General features: G+C 72.3%; 21 protein-coding genes. 16 read left to right on the plus strand and 5 right to left on the minus strand.

Going from position 1 to position 22,227, the window contains the following annotated elements; translation table 11 throughout:
* Positions 1–340: 340 nt before the first annotated feature.
* The 6 genes from I4Q55_RS17105 to I4Q55_RS17130 all read left to right on the plus strand — a co-directional run bounded on the left by I4Q55_RS17105 (position 341) and on the right by I4Q55_RS17130 (position 6,303).
* The gene (locus I4Q55_RS17105) at positions 341–2,548 is read left to right on the plus strand and encodes an ATP-binding protein (RefSeq protein WP_206789210.1); all 2,208 of its coding nucleotides are present in this window, start codon (positions 341–343) and stop codon (positions 2,546–2,548) included.
* The gene (locus I4Q55_RS17110) at positions 2,545–2,979 is read left to right on the plus strand and encodes a roadblock/LC7 domain-containing protein (protein WP_206788924.1); all 435 of its coding nucleotides are present in this window, start codon (positions 2,545–2,547) and stop codon (positions 2,977–2,979) included. Before I4Q55_RS17105 ends, I4Q55_RS17110 begins: the two co-directional genes overlap by 4 nt.
* Complete coding sequence (locus I4Q55_RS17115) at positions 2,976–3,353, plus strand: DUF742 domain-containing protein (RefSeq protein WP_091317012.1); 378 nt, start codon at positions 2,976–2,978, stop codon at positions 3,351–3,353. Before I4Q55_RS17110 ends, I4Q55_RS17115 begins: the two co-directional genes overlap by 4 nt.
* A 70-nt stretch (positions 3,354–3,423) precedes the next feature.
* Entirely contained in the window at positions 3,424–3,963 is a 540-nt protein-coding gene (locus tag I4Q55_RS17120) for an ATP/GTP-binding protein (protein ID WP_091317010.1), read from the plus strand.
* An 18-nt stretch (positions 3,964–3,981) separates the two neighbouring features.
* A complete protein-coding gene (locus I4Q55_RS17125) occupies positions 3,982–4,740 on the plus strand; it encodes an MHYT domain-containing protein (protein ID WP_206789211.1) in 759 nt (252 codons plus the stop codon).
* Positions 4,741–5,073: 333 nt separating this feature from the next.
* Positions 5,074–6,303, plus strand: a complete 1,230-nt coding sequence (locus I4Q55_RS17130) for an HNH endonuclease signature motif containing protein (protein ID WP_206788925.1) — start codon at positions 5,074–5,076, stop codon at positions 6,301–6,303.
* A 261-nt stretch (positions 6,304–6,564) separates the two neighbouring features.
* On the opposite strand, the gene I4Q55_RS17135 is transcribed toward I4Q55_RS17130, so the two are convergent.
* Positions 6,565–7,206 (minus strand): PaaI family thioesterase, encoded by a 642-nt coding sequence (locus I4Q55_RS17135; RefSeq protein ID WP_206788926.1) that lies wholly within the window; start codon positions 7,204–7,206, stop codon positions 6,565–6,567.
* 50 nt (positions 7,207–7,256) lie between these two features.
* Positions 7,257–8,015 carry an SDR family NAD(P)-dependent oxidoreductase gene (locus I4Q55_RS17140; protein ID WP_206788928.1) on the minus strand — a complete coding sequence of 253 codons (759 nt, stop codon included), beginning with the start codon at positions 8,013–8,015 and terminating at the stop codon, positions 7,257–7,259.
* 47 nt (positions 8,016–8,062) lie between these two features.
* Between I4Q55_RS17140 and I4Q55_RS17145 the strand changes: the two genes are divergently transcribed.
* Positions 8,063–8,599, plus strand: a complete 537-nt coding sequence (locus I4Q55_RS17145; protein WP_206788930.1) for a ferritin — start codon at positions 8,063–8,065, stop codon at positions 8,597–8,599.
* A gap of 48 nt (positions 8,600–8,647) precedes the next feature.
* Here I4Q55_RS17145 and I4Q55_RS17150 read toward each other — a convergent pair whose 3' ends face one another.
* Entirely contained in the window at positions 8,648–9,034 is a 387-nt protein-coding gene (locus tag I4Q55_RS17150; RefSeq protein WP_206788931.1) for a hypothetical protein, read from the minus strand.
* Positions 9,035–9,362: 328 nt separating this feature from the next.
* On the opposite strand from I4Q55_RS17150, the gene I4Q55_RS17155 reads away from it, so the two are divergent.
* Genes I4Q55_RS17155 through I4Q55_RS17180 form a run of 6 tightly spaced genes read left to right on the plus strand, consistent with a single transcriptional unit; the run spans position 9,363 to position 18,041 of the window.
* On the plus strand, positions 9,363–10,193 hold the full coding sequence (locus tag I4Q55_RS17155; RefSeq protein WP_206788932.1) for an ESX secretion-associated protein EspG: 831 nt from the start codon (positions 9,363–9,365) through the stop codon (positions 10,191–10,193).
* Positions 10,183–10,509 carry a hypothetical protein gene (locus tag I4Q55_RS17160; RefSeq protein ID WP_206788933.1) on the plus strand — a complete coding sequence of 109 codons (327 nt, stop codon included), beginning with the start codon at positions 10,183–10,185 and terminating at the stop codon, positions 10,507–10,509. Before I4Q55_RS17155 ends, I4Q55_RS17160 begins: the two co-directional genes overlap by 11 nt.
* A 5-nt stretch (positions 10,510–10,514) precedes the next feature.
* Positions 10,515–12,362, plus strand: coding sequence for a PPE domain-containing protein (locus I4Q55_RS50165; RefSeq protein WP_307793245.1), 1,848 nt, complete (start codon positions 10,515–10,517; stop codon positions 12,360–12,362).
* Positions 12,359–12,664, plus strand: a complete 306-nt coding sequence (locus I4Q55_RS17170) for a type VII secretion target (protein WP_206788935.1) — start codon at positions 12,359–12,361, stop codon at positions 12,662–12,664. The genes I4Q55_RS50165 and I4Q55_RS17170 overlap by 4 nt, the downstream gene beginning before the upstream one ends.
* Before the next feature lie 11 nt (positions 12,665–12,675).
* Positions 12,676–13,155 (plus strand): YbaB/EbfC family nucleoid-associated protein, encoded by a 480-nt coding sequence (locus tag I4Q55_RS17175; RefSeq protein ID WP_206788936.1) that lies wholly within the window; start codon positions 12,676–12,678, stop codon positions 13,153–13,155.
* On the plus strand, positions 13,152–18,041 hold the full coding sequence (locus tag I4Q55_RS17180) for an RHS repeat-associated core domain-containing protein (RefSeq protein ID WP_206788937.1): 4,890 nt from the start codon (positions 13,152–13,154) through the stop codon (positions 18,039–18,041). Before I4Q55_RS17175 ends, I4Q55_RS17180 begins: the two co-directional genes overlap by 4 nt.
* Here the strand turns inward: I4Q55_RS17180 and I4Q55_RS17185 are convergent.
* Entirely contained in the window at positions 18,020–18,655 is a 636-nt protein-coding gene (locus tag I4Q55_RS17185) for a TetR/AcrR family transcriptional regulator (RefSeq protein WP_206788938.1), read from the minus strand. The two genes, I4Q55_RS17180 and I4Q55_RS17185, sit on opposite strands and share 22 nt — an antisense overlap.
* Positions 18,656–18,784: 129 nt before the next feature.
* Positions 18,785–18,907, minus strand: a complete 123-nt coding sequence (locus I4Q55_RS50170; RefSeq protein WP_277991923.1) for a hypothetical protein — start codon at positions 18,905–18,907, stop codon at positions 18,785–18,787.
* On the opposite strand from I4Q55_RS50170, the gene I4Q55_RS17190 reads away from it, so the two are divergent.
* The 3 genes from I4Q55_RS17190 to I4Q55_RS17200 all read left to right on the plus strand — a co-directional run bounded on the left by I4Q55_RS17190 (position 18,902) and on the right by I4Q55_RS17200 (position 22,155).
* Positions 18,902–19,336 (plus strand): hypothetical protein, encoded by a 435-nt coding sequence (locus I4Q55_RS17190; protein WP_206788939.1) that lies wholly within the window; start codon positions 18,902–18,904, stop codon positions 19,334–19,336. The two genes, I4Q55_RS50170 and I4Q55_RS17190, sit on opposite strands and share 6 nt — an antisense overlap.
* Positions 19,337–19,585: 249 nt before the next feature.
* Entirely contained in the window at positions 19,586–21,232 is a 1,647-nt protein-coding gene (locus tag I4Q55_RS49205) for an endo-1,4-beta-xylanase (RefSeq protein ID WP_242546182.1), read from the plus strand.
* An 11-nt stretch (positions 21,233–21,243) separates the two neighbouring features.
* Positions 21,244–22,155 carry a PHB depolymerase family esterase gene (locus I4Q55_RS17200; RefSeq protein WP_206788940.1) on the plus strand — a complete coding sequence of 304 codons (912 nt, stop codon included), beginning with the start codon at positions 21,244–21,246 and terminating at the stop codon, positions 22,153–22,155.
* The last annotated feature ends 72 nt before the right edge of the window (positions 22,156–22,227 follow it).

Genomic DNA, 22,227 nt, shown 5'->3' on the forward strand with positions numbered 1-22,227 from the left:
CGTGTGCACTCCCTTCCCGGACGAGCGTACGCGGCCGCCGGAAATTCACGCACCCGGGACGCAATTCCGCACGGTCTGGCGAGAAGTCTTCACCCTCCGCAAGGGTAAAAAGCCGTGCTGTCGCACTTCACGCTGCGTTATTGATGCATACGGGGGAAACGGCCGGTGTTCCTTGACAAGGCCGCGGTTGCCAGGGTTACGTCTCCGGCTGAATTCTGCGGAATAAGGAACCGGAAATAGTTCTCGGGTCACCGGTACGAATCGAGCCACGCCACCGATGAAAGAAGACGAACCCCTGTCCCGTCGTTCCGCCACCTCCTGGAATCCCGGCAGCTGGCGGTTGCGCACCAAGATCTCCGTTGTGCTGTTGCTGCCCGTCCTGGTCGCCCTGCTGCTGGCGGGCAGCCGGGTGCAGGCCGAGCTGGGCCGCGCGGGCGGCCTCAGCGCGGTCCGCGACCAAATGCCGGTCGTGCAAGGGATTTCCGAACTCGCCGGGCTGGCCGACGACGAGATGATCCACGACGGCGGCGCCGCCCAGACCGCACTGGTCGACGAGAAAGCCGCCGCCGTCCGCCACGACGCCGCATTTTCCCAGCTCAACGCGGAGCTGTTGCGATCATTGGAAGATCAGCTCGGTAAATTGGCCGGACTGCGGCAGCAGACCGGTTCGCCGTCGGCCAAAACTGCCGCGTACCACGACTTCACCGTCGGGCTGAGCGAAGTGATCGACGGCGTCGTCGAGCAGGCCGGGAATGGTGATCTCGGCGCCTTGGCCGCCGTTGCAGAATCGCTGGTGCAGCTGAGGACCAGCCTCGCCGGTCAAGAAGCGCTCGCCGGCCGGTCCGACGGCGCTTCCGCGGCGGCCGCCGAGCGGGCCGCGGCCGAAGAAACCGTGCTTACCGGGCAGATCCGGCGTGCCCTGCCCGCCGGCGCCGCGGCCGCCCGGTTCGCCGCGGCCACCAGTCCCGGTGCCGGGGGCGCCGAGGCGAAGCGCACGATGCTCGGCACCATCCTCGCCGAGCAGGTGAAAACGCTTTCGGACGCGGTGGGCGCGCAGACCAACACCGCCCGCTCCGACGCGCTGCGCGACGCCGCCCTGGTGCTCGCCTCGCTCCTCGGCGCCCTCGCCATCGCCCTCGCCGTGGCCCGGTCGGTGGTCGCCCCGATCCGGCGGCTGCACGCCGCCGCGCTCGACACCGCGCAACGCCGGCTGCCCGGCACCATCGAACGCATCCGTGAGGGCGAGGACGTCGACTGGCGGGCGACCGCGCCGATCCCGGTCGACTCCGAAGAGGAGATCGGGCAGCTCGCGCGGGCCTTCGACGACATGCACCGGCAGGCGGTGCGCCTGGCCGTCGGCGAGCAGGCCGAGATGCGGATCCAGGTCAGCGAGATGTTCATGACGCTGTCCCGGCGCAGCCAGTCGCTGGTCGAGCTGCAGCTGTCGGTGATCGAGGACCTCGAAGCCGACGAGCAGGACCCGCAGCGGCTGGCCGAGCTGTTCCAGATCGACCACATCGCCACCCGGCTGCGGCGCAACGGCGAAAACCTGCAGGTCCTCGCGGGTGGCCGGCCGGTGCGCCGCGACGTCGGGCCGGTCGCGACGGTCGAGCTGCTGCGGGCCGCGACGTCGGAGGTCAAGGACTACCAGCGCGTCTCGCTCGGCAACGCGCCGCGCGGCTCGGTGCAGTCCGAGGCGGCGGCGGACGTCGTGCACATCCTCGCCGAGCTGCTGGAGAACGCCATCCGGTCGTCCCCGCCGGACGAGCAGGTCGTGCTCACCGCCGACCGCGGCTTCGACGGCGGCCTGCTCATCGAGGTCGTCGACGTCGGGCTCGGCATGACCCGCGAGGACCTCGAGGCGGCGAACGCCCGGCTCGCCGCGGGGGCCGCGGTCAGCCCGGAGACGACCCGCCGGATGGGCCTGTTCGTGGTGAGCAGGCTGGCCGCGTCACACGGGATCACGGTCCGCCTGCGGCCGACGACCACGCGCACGGCGAGCGCCGGCATCACGGCCAGCGTGCACGTCCCGGGCGTGCTGATCCTGGTCGACCTGCCGCCCCGGGCCGTCCCGCCCACGATGACTGTCAACGGCGCGGTCAATGGTGCCTCGGTCAACGGCAGCTCGAACGGCACCGCCCGGCACGAGCTCGAACCGCGGTGGCCGGCCGAAGAGCCGCCGCCGGTGGCGGACCCGCCGACGCCGATCTTCGACCAGATGCTGTCGCACTGGTTCGCCGAAGCCCCGGCGACCCCGGCCCGGCCCGGCGGCTGGGCGACCCCGGCCGACCAGGTCCGCCAGGCCGCGGAAGCCGCGGTCAGCACCCTCGACGACCTGGCCGACCTCGAGTTCACCGATTCGGGGCTGCCGGCCCGGACACCGGGTGCGCAGCTGGCGCCCGGCTCGGTCGCCCCGCGTCCGCAGCAGCCGCCGGACACGTCGTTCCGCGACCCGGCCGCGGTGCGGAACAACCTTTCCCGGCACTACAGCGGCATGCGCGCGGCCCGGCACCGGGTCGCGGGCGAGCCGGAGGCGGAGCAGCGATGAGCACCCGGCAGGAAGGAACGGAAGTGGCCGAGAGGTCCCGGAACTGGCTGGTTTCGGCGTTCACCCAGGAGGTTCCCGGCGTCGCGCACGCCGCGCTCGTCTCGGCGGACGGGCTGCTCGTGGCGGCGAACGAAACCCTGCCGCGCGACCGCGCCGACCAGCTCTCGGCGATCGCGTCCGGCCTCTCCAGCCTCGCGCTCGGCACCGCCGACCTGTTCACCGCGGGGCGAGTGGTGCAGTCGGTGATCGAGATGGAGCAGGGCTTCCTGCTGCTGATGAACGTCGGCGACGGCTCGAACCTGGTGGTGCTGGCCAACCCGGGCTGCGACATCGGGCTGGTGGGCTACGAGATGACGTTGCTGGTGGACCGGGTCGGGAAGGTGGTCGAGACCCCGGCTCGGCCCGCGGCCGCCCCGGGGGCGGCCCGGTGACGGAAGGCCGGCGACGCGAGGGCGGGCGGCACGCGGCGTCGCTGGCCCGCCCGTACGCGTGGACCGCCGGTCGCACCCGGCCGACGGTCGACCTGGCGGTGGAAGCCCTCGTGGAGACGACGGCGGAGGGCCGCACGGCGCCGTACAGCCCGACCAACCCCCTGGCGGTGATCACGCAGCTGTGCCTGCACCAGCGGTCGGTCGCCGAGGTCGGCGCCCACCTGGGCGTGCCCCTCGGCGTGGCCAGAGTGCTCATCGGCGACCTGCTCATCGCCGGCCAGGTGTCGATCCGCGACACGCTCACCGCGGACGCCTCCTGGGACGAACGGAACGACCTGCTCGAAAGGGTCCTCAGTGGACTACGTGCGCTCTGACGGTGTCATCCCAAGCAGTGCTCCCAAGAGCACTACCTCATCCAGCCGGATCACCTCGGCGAAGATCGTCGTGGCCGGGGGGTTCGGGGCCGGCAAGACGACGTTCGTCGGTGCCGTCTCCGAAATCGACCCGCTGCGGACCGAGGCGCTCATGACGTCGGCCGCCGTCGGCGTCGACCGGACCGAAGCGGTGCCGGGGAAGTTCGCCACCACGGTCGCGATGGACTTCGGCAGGCTCACCCTGGCCGAGGACCTGGTGCTCTACGTCTTCGGCACACCGGGCCAGCACCGGTTCTGGTTCATGTGGGACGACCTCGTCTGCGGCGCGGTGGCGGCGATCGTCCTGGTGGACACGCGCCGGCTGGCGGACTCCTTCGCCTCGATCGACTTCTTCGAGTCGCGCGGGCTGCCGTTCCTGGTCGCCATCAACCAGTTCCAGGACACCCGCCAGCACGGGCCCGAGCAGGTGCGCGAGGCCCTCAAGATCCCGGCCGCGGTGGAGGTCGTCACGTGTGACGCGCGCTCGCCGGAGTCGACGAAGCGGACCCTCATCGCCGCGGCCGAGCACGCGCTCGCCGAGCACCACGCGCCCAGATCACGGAAAGCCTGAAGGAGCCGGGAAATGCCCATGGACCACGAAGACTTCGCGATGGGCAACTGGCTCGTCGTCCTCGCCTACCTCACCTCGGTGGTGGGCTGCGCCCTCGGCCTCGCCTGCACGCTGCAGGCGCGCTCGACCGACAGCCCCCGTGCCCGGCTGACCTGGCTGGTGCTCGCGGCGGTGTCCATCGGCGGCGTCGGCATCTGGGTCATGCACTTCATCGCAATGCTCGGGTTTTCCACACCGGGCCTGCCGGTCCGTTACGACATCCTGCGCACGGCGCTGTCGGCGATCCTGTCGGTGGCGGCCGTGTTCTGCGGGTTGCTGGTGTTCGGCGTCCGCAACCGGTTCGCGTGGCGGAGGCTGCTGCTCGGCGGCTTGCTGACCGGGCTCGCGGTGGCCGTGATGCACTACACGGGCATGTGGGCGGTGCAGGTCAAGGGCAGGATCGGCTACGACCCGACGCTGGTGGTGCTGTCGGTGGTCATCGCGGTGGTGGCGGCCACGGCGGCCCTGTGGTTCACGGTGGGATTGGACAAGCTCCTGCCCCGCCTGGCGGCGGGCCTGGTGATGGGCGCGGCGGTCACGGGCATGCACTACACGGGCATGGCGGCGGTCCGCGTCCACCTGGACCCGGCGGCACCGGACCCGTCCGGAACGGAGGTGTTTTCGTTCCTGTTCCCGGTGTTCGTCCTGGCGGCGCTCGCAATGGCGGTCCCGATCTGCGCGGTCCTGATGGCGACGTCGAGTTCGGAGTCACCCCGCCACACGACGGTCGTCTCCTAGGGCCACAACGGCACTGGGGGGTGGGTCGTGGGCAGCTGGGGTGGGTGCAGCCCGCGTCCCGGATGGCGAGGGCTCGGCGCTGGGCCGGGGTTGCCGTGTCGGGCATAGGCTCGGTGAGAAAGAGGTGGCTGGGTTTCAGGCACGGCTTCGCCGTGGCGTGGGGAATCGGCGCTCCAGGGGTTGGGTCGCGTCGTGGGTCGCCAGCGCCGATTCCCCGCGCTTCGGTTGCCCTGTCGTGGTTTTCGGTGTTCTGGGGTGCGGACGGCGGCTTTACCTTTTGTTCTCACCGTATCGAGTGATGACCCTGTGTTCGATGGCCGGTAGCTTGGAGGCATGACCAACGACGTGGCTCTCTCCTCCGAGGCGGTGGCTCTTGCCGACCGCCTCGGTGAGCTGGTCGCGTCGATGCGGTCCGCTGAGGCCGAGCTTGGTGCGGTGCTGGTGGAAATCGAGCAGCGGGGTGTGATGGAGCTGTTCGGCTACCGCTCCGCCGCCCGGCTTCTGGAGCACCTGGCCGATGAGCCGAAGCCGGCTACGGAACGGTTGATCAAACGCGCCCGCCTGCTCAACCCCGGCCGCAACCTCGACGGCTCCCCGATCCCCGCCTTGGCCCCCGCCACCGGGGTCGCGGCCCGCGCGGGGCGGTTGAGCAACCCGATGATCGACGTGATCACCTCGGTCCTGGCCCAGGTTCCGCCCGAGCACTGCGCGAGCGCCGAGGCCAACCTCCTGGCCTTCGCCGAAGAGGCCGGGCACAAACAGGTCGCCGCCCTCGGCGCCCGCATCCTCGCCCACCTGGTTCCCGACGGGCCCGAACCCGACGACACCGAACCCACCGCCCCCACCCGGGAGCTGTTCCTCCGCCGCAAAAGAACCGGGATCTGGGAACTGAGTGGCCGGTTCGATGACGAGACCGGCACCCGCGCCCACGCATTGCTCGACGCTTTGGCCGAGCGCCGCACCGGCGACGAGGGTCCCGACTTCCGCACCACCCCGCAACGCTACGGCGATGCCTTCTCCGACGCCATCGACCTCGCGCTCAACTCTCCGGATCTGCCGATGCAGGCCGGAGAACGCGCCCACGTCATGGTCGCCGTGTCGTTCGAAGACTTGAAGTCCGGTGTCGGCAAGGCCACCCTCGGTGACACCGGGACGATGTCCGCGGCCGAAGCACGGGTGCATGCCTGCGACGCCATGATCATCCCCGCGGTCCTGGGCGACAAGAGTGAACCGCTGAACCTGGGCCGCCTCCGCCGGTTGATCTCCGCCGGACTGCGCCGCGCGTTGTTCCTCCGGGACCGGGGTTGCGCGTTCCCGGGCTGTCATCGGCCACCCCGGCACTGTCAAGGTCACCACATCCGCCACTGGGCAGACGGCGGCCCCACCGACCTCACCAACCTGGTGTTGATGTGCGCCCACCACCACCGGCTCCTGCACCGCTCCGGCTGGGAAGTCCGCATCGCCACCGACGGCCTACCGGAGTTCCTCCCACCGGTGTTCATCGACCCACGACGAAAGCCCAGGCGCAACAACCTCCACGAACCACTCCCATTCGCAGCCTGAACACGGGACAGGCCCGCAGCCCACGGCTACGGGCCCACACCCACGAGCACACCACAAGTCGCCCGTTGATCGCCGCGATTCGTCGGCCGGCCCGGTCTCCGGTATTTGGTTCGCCGACCAAGAAGAACCCGGACATCGGAGACCTCGTGGGTGCCCTGGCGGTGGTGGGGCGGTTTGACCTGACCGACGCTCGGTGGGCAGCGCGGGAGTCGTTGCTGTCGATTACACGAACAGGCATTCGAACGGCCATCGCTCGATCGTTCAGTCCACAATGGACGACTGCGCCACCGGAAACCGGTCGGCGCTGAAGTGGACCAGGATCGCCGTCGCCGTGGCGCAGACGACGTCGCCCGCCTTGAGCTCCCCGGTCGCGTGGAGCTTCCGGCCGTCGCGGCGGACGAGCCGGCCTTCCGCGGTGAGCGGCACCGCGTACGGCGTCCCGTGGTGGTAATTGACCGTCAGGGACGCCGTCATTCCCGGGAAGCCCGCCGCCGCCGTCGCGCGGCCGAGCACGTGGTCCAGCACCGCGGCCACCCAGCCGCCGTGCACGCGGCCGGGCGGGCCTTCGTGCGCGGCGCCGAGGAGGACGTCGGCGCGCGCCGACTCGGGGCCCACGTGCACCCATGACAGCGGTGGTGCCAACGGGTTCCCCGGTCCTTCGAGGGGATTGTTGATGCTCAGGTAGCCCCCGCCCTCGAGCGCGGCCAGCAGCAACGGCGACCTGCGCCCGCCCGCGCGCAGTGCCTCGGTGACCGCTTCGACACGGCGTGCGGCGGCGGCGAGATCGGCTTCGTCGTCGTCGCGGACGCCGACGGAGGCCTCGATCAGCTCGCGGATCCGGGCGCCGAGCAGCGCCCGCCCCGGCGGCACGCCGTCGACGACCGGAAACGGATTTTCGGACATCGCGCTCCCCGGGTGACCGGAACTAGAACACGTTTCAGTCTAGCAGGGGATCACCAGGTCGGGTGGGCGGTGACGCCGCCGTCGACGACCAGGTCGTGGCCGGTGATCCAGGACGCCAGCGGGGAAGCCAGGAAGACGCACGCGTTGCCGATGTCGGCCGGGGTGCCCAGCCGGCCCAGGGGTGCCGCGCGCTGCCAGCGTTCGACGCCCTCCGGCCAGTCCCCGGCCAGGCCCGGCCGCGAGATCAGCCCGGGTGACACCGTGTTGACGCGGATCCCGCGCGGCCCGTACTCCAGCGCCGCGCCGCGGGCGTGCATCACCAGGGCCGCCTTGGCCGCGCTGTAGTGGACGTGGCCCGGTGCGGGCTGCCGGGCCTCGATCGAGGCGATGTGCGTGACGCTCCCGCCGTCGCCCATCAGCCGCGCCGCTGCCTGGGTGCAGGAGAACGCGCTGGTCAGGGTGTTGTCCAGCATTGCGCGCCAGCGCCGCACCGGCATTCCTTCGAGTGTTTCGACCGGCTGGACGCCGGCGTTGTTGACCAGCGCGTCGAGCCGGCCGCCCCAGTCCGCGACGGCGTCGAGCAGCGTGTGGCAGGCGCCGTCGTCGGTGAGTTCGGCGGCGAACGCGCGGGCCCGCCAGCCCGCGGCTTCGATCGCCGCGACGACGTCGTCGGCCGCGCCCGGACGGCGGTGGTGCACGGCGACCGCCGCGCCCGCTTCGGCGAACCGGAGCGCGATTCCGCGGCCGATCCCGCCGGACGCGCCGGTGACGCAGGCGATCGTGCTGGACAGGTCGGGAAGGGCGGTCACCGCGCGATCGTAGCTGCGTGCCCCCGGTCCGTCGTAGGTTGGGACGCATGGCCAAAACCCGGAAGTTCGCCGAACTGCTGCAGACGCAGATCCGCCACGAGTTCACCGCCGCCCAGCAGTACATCGCCCTGGCCGTCTGGTTCGACGCCCGCGACCTGCCGCGGCTGGCCAAGCGCTTCTACCGGCAGGCGATCGAGGAGCGCAACCACGCGCTGGCGATGGTGCGCTACCTGCTCGACCGCGACGAGCCGGTGGCCATCCCCGGCAGCGGTGACGTGCGGAACGACTTTTCGAGTGTGCACGAAGCGATCGAGCTCGCCTTGACACAGGAACGCGCGGTCACCGCCGACATCGAGGCGATGGCGAAGGCCGCGCGGGTGGAGGAGGACTACCTCGGCGAGCAGTTCGTGCACTGGTTCCTCAAGGAGCAGGTGGAGGAGGTGGCGCAGATGTCGACGCTGCTCACTGTCGTCGAACGGGCCGGCGGCAACCTGTTCGAAGTCGAGAACCACCTGTTCCGCGAGGCGGGTACCGAGGCCGAGGACGCCCCGGACATGCCGCCGGTCGCGGGCGGAAAGCTGTGATCGAGCGGGCAGTGGCCGGGCCCGCCGCCCGGCCACTGCCCGGCCGGGTCACCACTTCTTGCAGGCGGTCCCCAGGATCTGCTGGTTGTCGACGCGCTTGATCTGGCCGCAGCTCTTGATCCCGACGCCGTGCGCGTACGTGGCGTTGACCTTGAACTGGTGCGTGCAGCTGCTGCCGGTGCCGCTGCCGCCGCAGATCATCGTGTACGTCTTGGTCGGCGACGTCGTCGCGGAGTAGATGAACTCGTACTGCGCCGGGCCCTGCGGCTCGGGCAGGCCGTGGACCGTGGCCTTGTCGACGTGGTAGCCGCTGCCGAAGAGGATCATCTCCACGTTGCCGCCGGTGACGACGGTGTCCGCCGACGCCGCCGGGGCGAGGGCGACCGAAAGCGCCGCCGCCGCGCCGAAGACGCCGAGAGCCCTGGTGTACTTCACTTCTTGCCTCCCAGAAAAATTTCCACCCAGTGTGCTTCCAGTGGGTTATTCCCCGCTGGTGGCAGCGGAGCCTAGGGTCGCGTTCTTGATCTTGTCAATCGACGGGGTGACGGCCGGCGACCCGCGCGCCGCTGACGTTTCACCTGTTTGCGCGGTATTGCCGCGAGATCGGGTGGTCCGCCCGGACGTCGGCCTCGATGGGGTTGCGGGCGTGCAACCATTTGCCGTCGGTCGGCCGCTCCTGAGCCGCCGGGGCTAGCGCCGTGCCGCCGTTCGGCGTAATGGTGAGGGTTCTCGCCGGCGACGGGGCCGGCGGAAGGTGGCAGCGATGGCGGAGCGGTTCGACTTCACCCTCGACCCGGTCGAAGCGGATGTTCTCGGCCAAGCCCTCGGCGTGCCCGCGCGGATCTTCCCCCTCCGGTTCGGGCCCACGCCGGGTGACCCCGCGCGCCTGGCCGCGCTGGCCGAAGACGTCGAGACGGCGCTCGCCGGGCGGCGGCTGTCCGTGCGCGGCCGGCTCAACAGCCACCTCCAGACCGCGTTCTCCCTGTTCGCCGGGCATCGCGTGCTGGTCGCCATCGCCGGGATCGACGGGCTCGGCGCGACCATCGCGGTGGCCGCGCTGACCGACGGTGCCCAGGCGCTCGGCATCACGCAGTTCGCCGCGGACGACCGGCTCGGGTTCTCGCTCTTTTCGGACGAGGAGTTCGTCGACGTGCTCGCCGGCGTGCTGCCGGCGGTCGCGGGCGCGGCCGGACCGGTCGTCGCCGTCGAGCGGCGGGCGGGTCCCGAGATGTCGGCGATGCGGCGGCGGCGCCTGGCCGAGGCCGAGCACGACCACGAGGAGACGCTGGCCTTCGACACCCTCGAAATGGGCCCGGACCTCGGCCCCGGCGAGCCGCCGGAACCCGAGGCGGACGAGCTGGCCGAGCTGCTGGCGGGTGTCCGGTACGGCGGCGGGCAGATCGTGGTGACCGGCCGGGACCGCGCCGGGCGCCGGGCGGCTGCGCCCACGCTGGGCTGGGTCGACACGGCCGCGGGCCGGTATCTGGTGCACGCGCAGGCGGGGCCCGGCGGGGCCGTGTCGGCGCACTACGAACCCGCCGGCCGCGACGTCGTGGCCGGCGCGATCGGACGGGCGGTGGCGAATGTCTACTGACGGTGGTTTCGCGGTCGGCGCCCAGGTCGGCGCCCAGCTGGTGACGGCGCTCGACGCCGTCGCCGCGACGTTGGCGGCGGAAGCGGGCCGATGGGCGGTGATCGGCGGGGAGCCGCCGCTGGGCGCGACGCCGGCCGGCCGGTTCGTCGCGGCCCGGATGGCCGCCACCGCGACGGACGACCGCGGCCTGCTGACCGGGCTCGAACGCGCCAGGACGATGTTCCCCCAGTACGTCGAGGCGATCGAGACGGCGGCGAAGAACTACGCCGGGCGGGAGGCCGCGACGCTCTCGGTCTTTTCGAGGCCGGAGTCTTGACCGCGGTGTGGCACGACGAGTTCCGGCGCCGGCTGCTGCGCCCGCCCGCCGCGGCCTCGGTGCCGGCCGACGGCTTGGAGCTGCGGCCGTTCGACGGGGTGCCGATGACGGTGTGGGAGAACGTTTCCCACGAGCAGATGACGACCGAGGTGACGACGAACGCCAACCCGGCGGCGATCGCGGAGTCGGCGCGGGAGTGGCTCCGCATCGCCGACGAGCTCCAGCAGCACGAGCGGGCGTTGCGCCGGGCGATCGAGGAGAGCCGCGGCGACTGGCAGGGCGCGGGCGGCGACGCGGTCCGCCGCCACGCGGCGAAGGTCGCGGACTGGCTGGCCACCACGGCCCGCGGCGCGCTGCTGGCCGGGCGGCAGCAGCAGGTCCACGCGCAGGCGCTGGAGGAGGCCCGCCGCCGCATGGCGGCCAACCCGCCGGTCGGGTTCTCCGCGGCGGAGGCGAACGCGCGGCTGCAGGGGATCACGGATCCGGCGGCGTACGCGCGGCAGCTGGCCGAGGACACGCGGCTGCGGGACGCCCAGGAGGTGGCCCACGCCGAGGCGGTGCGGATCATGACGGAGTTCGACCGGGCGCTGGCCCAGGCGGTGGTGACGCCGTTCTTCGCGGCGCCACCGGAGTTGCCGGGGGTCCCGGTCCGAAGTGGACTGTCGCGGGACGCGGGTGCGGTGGCCGGTGTGCCGGGGATCGGCGAGGAGCCGGTGGTCGCGGCCGCGGCCGGTCCGGGGGCGGCTCCGCCGCTGGTGACGAGCGGAGCCGGCGGGGTGACGTTGCCGGATTCGACGGCGGTGAGCGGAGTGCCGCCGGTCCGGCAGCCGGATGCGGTGGCCGGCGTGCCGCCGCTGCCGGGTTCGACGGCGCCGGCCGGGGCTCGGCCGGATGCGGCTGGGGTGCTGCCGGGTTCGACGATGCCGGAGGGGGCTCGGCTGCGGTCGGATGCGGTGGCCGGCGTGCCGCGGACGGATTCGGGTGCGCCGGAGGGGGCTCGGCCGGATTCGGGTGGGGTGGTGCCGGGTTCGAGGGTGCCGGAGGGGGCTCGGCTGCGGTCGGATGTGGCTGGGGTGGTGCCGGGTTCGACAGTGCCGGAGGGGACTCGGTCGCGGTCGGATGCGGCAGCTGGGGTGCCTCCGTTCCGGCAGCCGGACTCGACGATGCCGGACGGGGTTCGGCCGCTGCCGGATGTGGCAGCCGGGGAGTCGCCGGATTCGGCGGGGCTTCGGCCGCGGTCGGATGTTGTCGCCGGGGTTCCGCCCTTCCCGCAACCGGATTCGACGGTGCCGGGCGGAGTTCCGCCGCACTCCGGCTCGACCGGCGTGAGCGGCGCCCGCTTTACCCCGCCGATTCCGCCGATCCCGGCGGCGGATCCGGCCGTCGCGGTTCCGCCGCTGCCGGCCGATCCTCCCGCCGTGGGTGGAACCGGCGGGCCCGGCCGGGGTTCGCCGGGACCCGGCATGTCCGGCCTCGGCGGCACTCCGCGGCGCGGCCCGGGCGACGACACCCGGCGCCGTCCGCCGAGGCTTGGCTCCGGCGCTCCCGGTGGTGCGCTCGGTGATGCCGACCTGCCCCCGGCCGGGTCCGGCTTCACCGGCTCGGCGGAACGGTCCGGGCCGGTGCGGGACAGCACGCCCGCCGGTGCGCCCGAACCGTCGCGGTCCGGTCAGCAAGCTTCGGCTCCCCTCACCGGCATTCCGCGCGCCGGGGGCAAGCCGGCCGAAGACGAAGAACACCGCGTTGCCGATTACCTCGAAGCCGATCCCGAGCTCTTCGCCGCCGAACAACCGCCTGTTCCGCCCACCCTCGGCGACTGGAAGAAGAACAAGAACTGGAGGAAGCAGCCGTGACCGGATTCGGCGTGGCCGCCGACGAGCTCACCGTGCACGCCGGTCACCTCGACGCCATCGAGAGCCGGCTGGCCGCCGTGGCCGATGGTGTCGCCGCCTCGGCGATGCCCGCGAATGCCTACGGGCTGCTCTGCTCCTTCCTGCCCCCTTGCGTGAACCCCGTCGAGGACAAGGGAAAAGCCGCCTTGGCCGCCACCGTCGAGGCCGTGCGGACCACCGCCGCGAACGTGCGGACCGCCGCCGAAAGCTACCGGCAGCGGGAAGACTCCTCGGCCCAGCCCTTCCGCGACTACCTCGCCTGAGAGGACCCGAGATGACCGGACCCGGCGTCATGGCCATGAACGGCAGCCCCGACGAAGCGAAAGCACGCCTCGACCAGTGGGCCGAGGGCTTGAGCGCCAAGGCCGCGAAGTACGAGTCGGTCGCGCGGCAGACCGAGAGCCTGCGGCTGAGCGCCACCAGCGTGTCGAACTTCGTGAAGGTGACCGTCCGGGCCGACGGGAGCGTCACCGACCTCGAGTTCGGGCCCAAGGCCCGCACCGTCCCGATGCCCGAGCTGGCCACGCTCATCCTCGACACCATGCGCCGCGCGCAGGCCGGCATCGCCGGGCGGGTCGGCGACGTCCTGGCCGCCGAACTCGGCGACGAAGACCCCCAGACCCGCGAACTGATGCTGGCCGAACTGCGCGGCCGGTTCCCCGACCCCGACGAGGAACCCGACGACGAACCGCAGGAGCCCGGAAGCGACACCGCCCCAGAAGACGATGCCACCCAGGACGAGGAGCCGTGGTGACCAACCCCGCGTTCACCGGCGCTTCGCTGCTGGAGTCGGCCGCCGACCTCAAGTCCGCGATCGACAGTGGCGACTGGGCCACCACCGCCCTCGCGGCGGCCGGCGCCGGGCTCGACGCGCTGGGCGCGGTGATGGACCCGTTCGGCACGATCCTCTCCCAGGGGGTCGGCTGGCTGATGGAGCACGTGGGCCCGCTCAAGGAGGCCCTGGACGCGCTCGCCGGCGACCCGGCGGAGATCGCCGCGCACGCCGAGGCGTGGCAGTCCGTCGGCGCCGAGCTCGCGGCGATCGGCACCGACCTCGCCGCGCTGGCCGCCGCCGACACGCCGAGCTGGACCGGCCCGGCCGCCGACGCCTACCACCAGCGGACCACCGATACCGCGCAGCTCCTCCTCGCCTCGCAGAACGCCGCCGAGGGGGCCGCGGGCGGGGTGCGCACCGCCGGGGAACTCGTGGGCGCGGTCCGCTCGCTGGTCCGGGACATCATCGCCGAGCTGGTCGGCCGCATGATCAGCTGGGCGCTGCAGGTCCTCGGCACCTTCGGCATCGGCCTGACCTGGGTGGTGCCGCAGGTGGCCAGGGCCGTCGCCTCGACCGCCGCGAAGATCGCGAGCCTCACCGGCCGGGTGATCGACGCACTGGACCGGCTCGTCCCGCTGCTCAAGCGGGCGGGCGACGTCTTCGGCGACGCGTCCGCGGCCCTGCGGCGCGTCGACGCCGGCTCGGTCACGCCGTCGCGCGCGGTCGGCGACCTGCCGACGCGGCCCAGTGCGGTGGAAACCCTGCCCGGCGACGGCGGCGCGGTCACGCCTTCCCACGCGGGTGGTGGCGCGCCGGGTGGCAGCACGCCGACGCACCCGGACGGCGACGCACCGGGCGCCACCCCACCCCCGCAACCGTCCACTCCGGACACTCCCGCGGCCACGAAACCGTCGTCGGCCACGCGTCCGCTGAGCGAGCGCGGCAACCCCGCCGAACACGACGTCCCCGTCAAGGACCGCACCCTCTGCGCCGACCCCATCGACGTCGCCACCGGCTGGGTTGTCCTCGCCCAGGACGACGCCGAGTTCGCCGGCGCCCTGCCGCTCGTCGTGTCGCGAACCCACATCTCGGCCTACCGCTACGGCCGCCTCTTCGGGCCGTCCTGGGCGTCCACGCTCGACCAGCGCCTCGAAGCCGGGCCCGGCGGGCTGGACCTCGCGCTGGCCGACGGCACCGTGCTCACCTTCCCCGTCCCGGCCGGCGCCGATCCGGTCGTCCCGGACAGCGGCCCGCGGCTGCGGCTGTGGCGGGACGGCGACGGGTACGCCGTCGGCGATCCGGCCACCGAACGGCTGCTGTTCTTCGATCGGGACGGCCGGCTGCACGCGGAAGGCGACGGCGACGGCAACCGCGTCGTGATCGTCTACGACGCCGCCGGCCTGCCTGCCGAGCTGCGGCACTCCGGCGGCTACCGGCTGCTCGTCGAGACCGCCGACGGCCTGGTGACCGCCCTGCACGTCCCGGGCGCGGACACCCCGCTGGCCCGCTACGCCTACGACGCGCAGCGGCGGCTCACCGAGGTGACCGACGCCCGCGGCGTCCCGACGAAGTTCACCTACGACGCCGACGGCCGGATCGTCCGGTGGGAGGACTGCACCGGCCGCTGGTACCGCTACGGCTTCGACGCGCTCGGCCGGTGCGTCCGCACCGAGAGCGACGGCGGCCACCTGGACTGCACGCTGGAGTACGACCGGGAAAACCGGGTCACCCGGCTCACCGACTCCCTTGGCGCGACCACGACCTACCGGCTCGACGAACGCCTGCGCGTGGTCGCCGAGACCGATCCGCTCGGCCACACGTCCACAGTGGACATCGATGCGCACGGCCGGGTCCGCGGCCGCACCGACGCGCTCGGCCGCACCACCGCCTACGAACTCGACGACGCGGGCAACGTGGTGCGCGTGACCCGCCCGGACGGCGGCGTCGCGGTCGCCGAGTACGACGGCAACGGCCGCCCGGTGCTGCGCGTGGGTCCCGACGGCGCGGCCTGGCAGTGGGAGTACGACCCGCGCGGCAAGCTCGTGCGCGCCACCGACCCGGTGGGTGCGGTCACGCGGTACGGGTACGACGAAGCGGGCAACATCGCCGCCGTCACCGACGCGCTCGGCGGGGTCACCCGGTTCGAGAACAACGCGGCGGGGCTGCCGGTCTCGGTGACCGACCCGCTCGGTGCCACCACCCGCTACGAATACGACGGCTTCGGCCGGGTCACCACCGTCGTCAGCCCGCTCGGCGCGGTGACCAGGATGCGCTGGGCGCCCGGCGGTGACCTGCGGGAGCGGGTCGCTCCGGACGGCGCGACCTGGCGCTGGTCCGACGCCGCTTCGGGCGCCGCCGAAGAAGCCGTCGACGCGCGCGGCCTGGTCAGCCGGACCGAGTTCGGCCCGTTCGACCTGCCGATCGCCGACGAAGGGCCGGCCGGGCAGCGGCTCGAGTACACCTACGACACCGAACTGCGGCTCGTGGCGGTGACCGACGGGCAGGGGCTGGTGTGGCGCTACGAGTACGACGCCGCCGGGAACCCGGTCTCCGAAACCGACTTCAACGGCCGCACCACGCGCTACGGCTACGACGCCGCGGGGCAGCTCGTCCGGGTCGACCGGGCCGACGGCGGCACCGTCCTGCTCGAACGCGACGTCCTGGGCCGGATCGTCACCCGCCGCGCGGGTTCCGACGTGGCCGTCTTCGCCTACGACGCCGCGGACCGGCTGATCTCCGCGCGCAACGACGTCGCGGAGGTGACCTTCGCCTACGACCCGCTCGGCCGGGTGGTCGCCGAGTCCGTCGACGGCCGCGTGGTGCACTCGGCGTACGACGTCCTCGGCCGCCGGACCCTCCGGCGGACGCCGTCGGGGGCGCAGTCCGCCTTCGCCTACGACGCGGCGGGCCGTCCGGTCGCGCTGCGCACCGGCACCCGGGAGCTGTGGTTCACCCACGACCGGGGCGGCCGCGAGCTGTCCCGCCGGTTCGGGCACACCGAGCTGCGGCAGTGGTGGGACCCGCAGGACCGGCTGCTCGGCCAGGCGGTGCGGGCCGGCGACCGGACGACCCAGCGGCGCGAGTACGCCTACCTGCCCGACGGCCACCTCGCCGGCGTCACCGACGCGCTGTCCGGCCCGCGCGCGCTGGAGGTCGACGCCGCCGGGCGGGTGCGCTCGGTGTCCGGGCCCGCCTGGCGCGAGGACTACGCCTACAGCGCGTCCGGCGCCATCACGCACGCGGGCTGGCCGGCCGGACTGCTTTCTTTCGGGGGTTCCGGGTGGCGGAGCCCCCGGCCCGAGGCGGAGCCTCGGATGTCACCGGACGCCGCGGTCGGGCCGCGCCGGTACGCGGGCACGTTGCTGACCGCCGCCGGCGACACGGTCTACCGGCACGACGCCCTCGGCCGCACGGTCGAGCGGCAGCGGCACGGCCGGAGCTGGCACTACCGCTGGAACTCCGACGACCGGCTCACCGGGGTCGGCACCCCGGACGGGACCGAGTGGGTGTACCGGTACGACGCGCTCGGGCGGCGGATCGCGAAGCTGCGGCTCGACGGCGACGGGCGCGTCGCCGAAGCGATCGGCTTCACCTGGGACGGCACCGAACTGGCCGAGGAGACCCACGCCGGGATGACCGTCGGGTGGGACCGCGAACCCGAAGCCGGGCGGCCGATCGCCCAGACCGAACGGTGGGGGACCGGCGAGCGGTTCCACACGATCGTCACCGACCTGGTCGGGGCCCCGGCCGAGCTCGTCGACGAAGCGGGCGAGATCGCCTGGCACCCGCGCGCCACGCTGTGGGGCAAGGTCGCCGACGAGCCCGCGCGGGCCTGGACGCCGCTGCGCTTCCCCGGGCAGTACCACGACCGGGAAACCGGGCTGCACTACAACTTCCACCGCTACTACGACCCCGAAACCGGCCGCTACCTCAGCCACGACCCGCTCGGGCTGGGCCCGGCGCCGGACTCGCTGGCGTACGTGCCCAACCCGACCCGGCAGATCGACCCCCTCGGCCTGACCGGCGTCACGCCGTGCGCGGCGGGCGGCAGTGGTGGCGGCAAGCGGCCACCGGGCAGCAATCCGGGGCTGACGCCCGGTTCGTCGTCGGGACCGCAGCCGCCGAAGCGGGCCAAGACCGGGTACGCCGAGGGCACCCACGGCGCGAAGGGCCGGGAGCAGCAGCGGCTCACCAAGCTGTTCGACGCCGAGCTGAAGGGACCGGGCGGCCCGGCGAAGGGCAAGGTCAGCGGCGACACCCACCAGTCGGAGCACCCGATCGGCTACGAGGTGCTCGGCCGCGGCAGCGCCGCGAAGCGCGGGGCCGGGGAGCAGCAGAAGCAGCTGGAGAACCACGCGCCCGCGTACCAGGAGGAGTACGCGTCGCACCGGGCGCACATCGGGACCGGCACCAGTTCGCGGACCGCGGAGTCCGGGTTCACCGCGCAGTCCTACCGCGATTCGCAGCGCAACGCGCTGGAGGCGGGCGACCCGAACACGGCCATTCAGCTCAACCAGCTCGACTACGCCCACCAGCAGCACTTCCACACCACGACCGGCACGGTCGCGGGCAACATCGCGGACGACTCCTACCGGCACATGGTCGAGAACGCGAAGGGCAAGGGCGTCACGTACGCGACGGGCCCGGGTGTCAACGCGACCACTCCGCCGATGAGCACGCACGACGTGCGGGAACTCAAGGCGGCGCGGGAAGCCGCGCGCACCGGGAAGTTCCCGGACCACCAGACGTACGAGGAAGAACTCGAGCAGATCCACCGGAAGTACCCCGACCCGACGCCGCAGGACTGGGCGGCGCTGAAACGCGGCGACCTCGGCGGGCCGTCCTACGACTCCGACGACGGCTGATCCGGCGGGCCGTCGAGCAGTTCCCTGGCCAGTGCTCCGGCCCACCAGCGCTCGACCCGTTCGGGCGACCAGCCGCGTTCGACGGTGAACGTGGTGTAGACGTCGATGGTGCACAGGCCGGCGTAGACGTCCACCGCGGTCGGGATGTCGTGGCGCAGCGTGCCTTCCGGCCAGGACGTGAACACCTGCACGCGTGTCCCGTCGGCCGCCTGCCGGGCCTGCCGGTACAGGTCCGCCAGTTCGGGCTCGGTGCGGCCCGCCTCGCGGACCAGCGCGATGAGGTCGCCCGCGCGCTCGAACAGCCGCCGGTCGTACCCGGCCATGGCCGCCAGCTGCCGCGCCGGGACCGTGGTGCCTTCCAGTTCGTCGAGCAGCCGCGGGAGGTCGGCGGTGAGGTCGGCGGCGTCGGCCAGCGCGCGGACCAGGCCGGTCTTGTTCTGGTAGGCCGCGTAGACGGTCGGTACCGAAACCCCGGCTTCTCGCGCCACGTCCCGCACCGTGGTCGCCGCCCAGCCCTGGGCGACGAACAGCCGGCGGGCCGCTTCGGCGATGTCCGCGCGGGTGCGCTGGGCCTGTTCCAGCCGGCGCAGTGAGTCGTAGCGGCGCTCTCCCATGCGTTCCTTCCGTTGGCTATATTCAATATAGCATCCGTAAAGTCAAAGGGGGAAGATCATGGATTTCACCGCTGTGGCCGGCTGGGGCGGCTTCGGGTTCGTGCTGCTGGCCGTCGTGGTCAACGTCTGCTACCTCCGGGCCGGGCTGCCGATGCCCGGCCGGCAGCCCGCCGACGTCGCCGCGGCCTTCGCGGCTTCGGGTCGCGCGCTGAAGCGGCCTTCGGTGCTGGCGCCGGCGTCCTGGCTGTGCACGACGGTCTTCGCGGCCGGGCTGCTTTCGGTTCTGCCTGGCGGGTGGGCCTGGCCGGGTTCGCCGGTGTGCTCCTGCAGAACGCCACCTTCGCGGTCGTGGAGGCCCTGCGGTTCGGCTTGGCCGCGGCGGCGCGTGACGGCGGCCCGGTGGCGGGGCTGTGGGGGTTCAGCACCGTGCTCTTCGGGTTCAACCAGGTGTTCCTGGCGATCGCGCTGCTCGGCTTCTCGGTGGCGGGGGCGCAGGCCGGGCTCTTCGCGGACTGGCACGCCTGGCTCGGGTACGTCAGCGCGGCCCTGCTGTTCGTTTCGGCGTCGGCCGCGCCGTACCACGTCGACGGCACGAACCGGGTCGCTCCGGTGGGGCTCGCCGGCTGGCTGGGCTGGATCACCTGGATCGTCGCCGGCGGCGTCACCCTGCTGGCGCTCTGAGCATTTCCCGCCAATGCGCTTTCATCGGCCGTTGTCATTGAGCGGTGGGCGGGTTTAAGCTGGGCCGACAATCGAATGTTATCGCTAACAGCATCAGCGAAAGTTTCGAGAATTCGTCGAATTTCGGGTCCGGTGGCGAAAGTTTCGGCCGCCACCGGCTCGGTTCTCTATTCGCGCCACAGCAAATTCCTTCGCCCCGCGCCGGCTCCAGTACCGGACCAATTCGAACTGCTGACGAGGAGGACGTCGATGAGAAACCGCTTACTGGCCGCCGCGGCGGCACTGGCGATCGCGTTCACCGGCCTGACCGGCCTGACCGGGGTCGCGAACGCCGAATCGAACGGCGGCGTGCGGATCATGCCGCTGGGCGACTCGATCACCCACGGCACCGGCGTGCCCGGCGGGTACCGGATCGGCCTGTGGCAGCGCCTGGCCGCCGGCCGCTACACCAACGACTTCGTCGGCTCGCAGTTCAACGGCCCCGGCAGTCTCTGGGACCACGACCACGAAGGGCACCCCGGCTGGCGCATCGACCAGATCGACGCGAACGTCACCGGCTGGCTGCGCACCTACAACCCGCGTTCGGTGCTGCTGCACATCGGCACCAACGACGTGCTGCAGAACTACAACGTCGCCGGCGCGCCCGGCCGGCTGTCCACGCTGATCGACCACATCACCGCGGCCGCGCCGAACGCCGACGTGTTCGTCGCGCAGCTCATCCCGCTCGGCTGGGCGAGCGGGGACGCCGCGGTGCGTACGTTCAACAACGCGCTGCCCGGGATCGTGCGGAGCAAGGTGAACGCCGGCAAGCGCGTGCACCTGGTGAACATGCACAGCGCGGTGCCCACCGCCGACCTGCCCGACGGCGTCCACCCGAACGCCGCGGGCTACGACAAGATGGCGGCCGTCTGGTACAACGCCCTGCGGTCGGTCCCGGGCAGCATCGGCAACCCGCGGTCCGCCGTGGCCACGCGGCAAGCCGCGGCGGCGACTCTCGGCTCGGCGGCCGGTGCGAGGGGCAGGACGTTCGGCGCCGCCGTCGCCAACAGCCACCTCGGCGAAGCGGCCTACACCGGCACGCTCGACCGCGAGTTCACCGGCGTCACCCCGGAGAACGAGATGAAGTGGGACGCGACCGAGCCGGCTCGCGGCTCGTTCCACTTCGGCCCCGCCGACGCGATCGTGAACCACGCCCAGAGCCACGGCCAGAAGGTCCGCGGCCACACGCTGGTGTGGCACGCCCAGGTACCCGCCTGGGTGACCCGCATCGGTTCCGCCGCCGAGCTGCTCGCGGTGATGCGCAACCACATCAACGGCGTGGCCGGGCACTACCGCGGGAAAATCGCCTACTGGGACGTCGTCAACGAGGCGTTCAACGAGAACGGCACCCGGCGCGCGTCGATCTTCCAGCAGCGCATCGGCAACAGCTACATCGAGGAGGCGTTCCGCGCCGCCCGCGCGGCCGACGGCTCGGCGAAGCTGTGCTACAACGACTACAACACCGACAACCAGAACGCCAAGAGCGACGGCGTCTACGCCATGGTGCGCGACTTCAAGGCCCGCGGCGTGCCGATCGACTGCGTCGGGTTCCAGGCCCACCTGTCGGCCGGGCAGAACCTCTCGACGCTGCAGGCCAACCTCCAGCGGTTCGCCGCGCTCGGCGTCGACGTGAACATCACCGAGCTCGACGTCGGCGGCTCCGGCAGCGCCCAGGCGAACACCTACAGCCAGGTCATGCGGGCCTGCCTGGCGGTTTCGCGCTGCACGAGCATCACCACGTGGGGCGTCACCGACAAGTACTCCTGGCGCAGCGGCAGCACCCCGCTGCTGTTCGACGGCAACTACGCCAAGAAGCAGGCCTACACCGCCGTGCTTTCGGCCTTCGGCGCGGCGTGAGGGGAGACGCGATGAAACGCATGCTCGGTGTCCTGCTGGCACTGGTGGTCATGGTCACCGGACTGGCCGCGCCCGCCCAGGCGGCGGCGCTGACCAGGGTGACGAACTTCGGGAACAACCCGACGAACCTGAACATGTACGTCTACGTGCCCGACCGGGTCGCGGCCAAGCCGGCGCTGCTGGTGCTGGTGCACTACTGCGGCGGCTCGGCGAGCTCGGTCTTCGGCTGGAACGGCAAGGACTACGTCACCGCGGCCGACCGCTACGGGTACGTCATGGTGCTGCCGGAAGCGACCCGCAGTGAGAAGTGCTTCGACGTCTCGACGCCGAACGCGTTGCGCCGCAACGGTGGCGGCGACTCGACGGGCATCATGTCGATGGTCGCCTGGGCCAAATCGCGCTACAACGTCGACCCGGCGCGGGTCGTCGTCAGCGGGTTCTCGTCCGGGGCGATGATGACGAACGTGCTGGCCGCCCAGTACCCCGACGTGTTCGCGGCGGGTTCGGCGTTCTCCGGCGTCCCCGCCGGGTGTTTCGCGACCACGAACGGCTCGCTGTGGAACAGCACCTGCTCGGGTGGGCGGTCGATCAGGACCGCGCAGCAGTGGGGTGACCTGGCCCGGGCGATGTACCCCGGCTACACCGGCCGCTACCCGCGGATGCAGCTGTGGCACGGCACCACCGACACCACGCTGGCGTACCCGAACTTCGGGGAAGAGCTCAAGCAGTGGACCAACCTGAACCGGTTGAGCCAGACACCGGCGTTCACCGACCACCCGCAGTCGTCGTGGACGCGCACCCGGTACGGCAACACCGGCACCCAGGCCACGGTGGAGGGCGTCAGCATCGCCGGCGTCGGGCACTCCCTGCCGATGACCGGCCAGCTGGCGTACGCCATTTCGTTCCTCGGCCTCGACCGCTGAGCCTGCCGCGGCCGTGGGGGGGGTGGGGTAAACGAATTGAAAAACAGAATAAAAAAACAAACAAGGATAAAA

The organism is Amycolatopsis sp. MtRt-6 (genome assembly GCF_017308975.1).
Lineage (GTDB): Bacteria > Actinomycetota > Actinomycetes > Mycobacteriales > Pseudonocardiaceae > Amycolatopsis.

What these genes read in the sequence shown, in the direction of transcription:
- I4Q55_RS17110 (WP_206788924.1), top strand. Translation starts at nt 2,545, where the DNA reads ATGAGCACCCGGCAGGAAGGAACGGAAGTGGCCGAGAGGTCCCGGAAC.
- I4Q55_RS17135 (WP_206788926.1), bottom strand. Translation starts at nt 7,206, where the DNA reads ATGTCCGAAAATCCGTTTCCGGTCGTCGACGGCGTGCCGCCGGGGCGG.
- I4Q55_RS17175 (WP_206788936.1), top strand. Translation starts at nt 12,676, where the DNA reads ATGACCGGACCCGGCGTCATGGCCATGAACGGCAGCCCCGACGAAGCG.
- I4Q55_RS17160 (WP_206788933.1), top strand. Translation starts at nt 10,183, where the DNA reads ATGTCTACTGACGGTGGTTTCGCGGTCGGCGCCCAGGTCGGCGCCCAG.
- I4Q55_RS49205 (WP_242546182.1), top strand. Translation starts at nt 19,586, where the DNA reads ATGAGAAACCGCTTACTGGCCGCCGCGGCGGCACTGGCGATCGCGTTC.
- I4Q55_RS17185 (WP_206788938.1), bottom strand. Translation starts at nt 18,655, where the DNA reads ATGGGAGAGCGCCGCTACGACTCACTGCGCCGGCTGGAACAGGCCCAG.
- I4Q55_RS17200 (WP_206788940.1), top strand. Translation starts at nt 21,244, where the DNA reads ATGAAACGCATGCTCGGTGTCCTGCTGGCACTGGTGGTCATGGTCACC.
- I4Q55_RS17130 (WP_206788925.1), top strand. Translation starts at nt 5,074, where the DNA reads ATGACCAACGACGTGGCTCTCTCCTCCGAGGCGGTGGCTCTTGCCGAC.
- I4Q55_RS17155 (WP_206788932.1), top strand. Translation starts at nt 9,363, where the DNA reads ATGGCGGAGCGGTTCGACTTCACCCTCGACCCGGTCGAAGCGGATGTT.
- I4Q55_RS17145 (WP_206788930.1), top strand. Translation starts at nt 8,063, where the DNA reads ATGGCCAAAACCCGGAAGTTCGCCGAACTGCTGCAGACGCAGATCCGC.
- I4Q55_RS17125 (WP_206789211.1), top strand. Translation starts at nt 3,982, where the DNA reads ATGGACCACGAAGACTTCGCGATGGGCAACTGGCTCGTCGTCCTCGCC.